The sequence below is a fragment of the Falsiroseomonas sp. E2-1-a20 genome (genome assembly GCF_051433195.1).
In the GTDB taxonomy this organism is placed as follows: Bacteria; Pseudomonadota; Alphaproteobacteria; order Acetobacterales; family Acetobacteraceae; genus Falsiroseomonas.
In genome coordinates, this window is sequence record NZ_JBHMFT010000174.1 from 1 (window position 1) to 862 (window position 862).

Annotated in this window: 1 protein-coding gene; it reads left to right on the plus strand. The window is 69.1% G+C overall.

The genetic code is table 11. The annotated features are described in order from the left end of the window. Positions 1–349 (plus strand): hypothetical protein (locus ACFHPP_RS31210; protein ID WP_437167109.1); only part of this gene is annotated, 349 nt, incomplete at its 5' end. Between the last annotated feature and the right edge of the window lie 513 nt (positions 350–862).

An 862-nucleotide genomic window follows, 5' to 3' on the forward strand; every position in this document is an offset into this window, starting at 1 on the left:
ACCCTACAGCTGGCTCGATGCGCCGCGCGAGTTCGGCTGGCTGCCGTTCCGCGCCGTGATGCGAGGTCACTGGGGGATCGGTCTGCAGGCGATGTTCTACAAATTCTTCCTGTATGGAGCGCTGATCTGGCTGGCGCTGCGCGCCGGCCTGCCCTGGCCCGCGGCCGCGGTGGCGACGGTGGCGCTCGCCTTCGGCCTCAGCCTGATGCAGACATGGCTTCCAGCCCGCTCCGCCGAAAGCACCGACGCGACCCTGGCCGCGCTGGCCGCCGCCCTGGCTTGGTTGGCGCACCGCCCGGCCGCCGCTGCGCCAGCTTGCTTCACACTAAAGGAAGCCGCGGGAAACTGAGTCTCCTGCTGGGCAATGATGAACGGCGGGGCGCGTTCCAGGTCTTCAACCTGACGGTACTGGGTGCGGCCTGCGTATCCCACCGCCGGGTCGGTTAGAGCCAAGCCGAGCCGAGCCGGGCCGCGGTCGCCGCCCTGCCGGGTATTCTCGCCGGCGCCTGGCTCGGCGCGGAGATCCACCTCCGGCTCAGCGACTGGCGGCCTCCACGACGGCGTGCGCTGCCATCCGGTTTCGCGTTGGCCTGGCCAGCCTGACACCACTCCCCAGGCTTGGCGCGAAGGACGGGGCTGCGGCGGGTTCTTCGGGTCCGGATCTGCGCTGTCTCCTTCGAGGACAGGCCGTTGGCGTCGCGGGGGTGCCGCCTCTCCCGCACCTGCGCGAAGGGCCAAATAGCTGCGGGAATGGGGTGCGGGAATGCGGGAATAGGGTGCGGGAATAACGGTTGCTGGAATGAGCGCAGGAATTGCCGCTGGTCGATGACCGGCATCACGGCCGTGGACGCTCTCCGTTTTT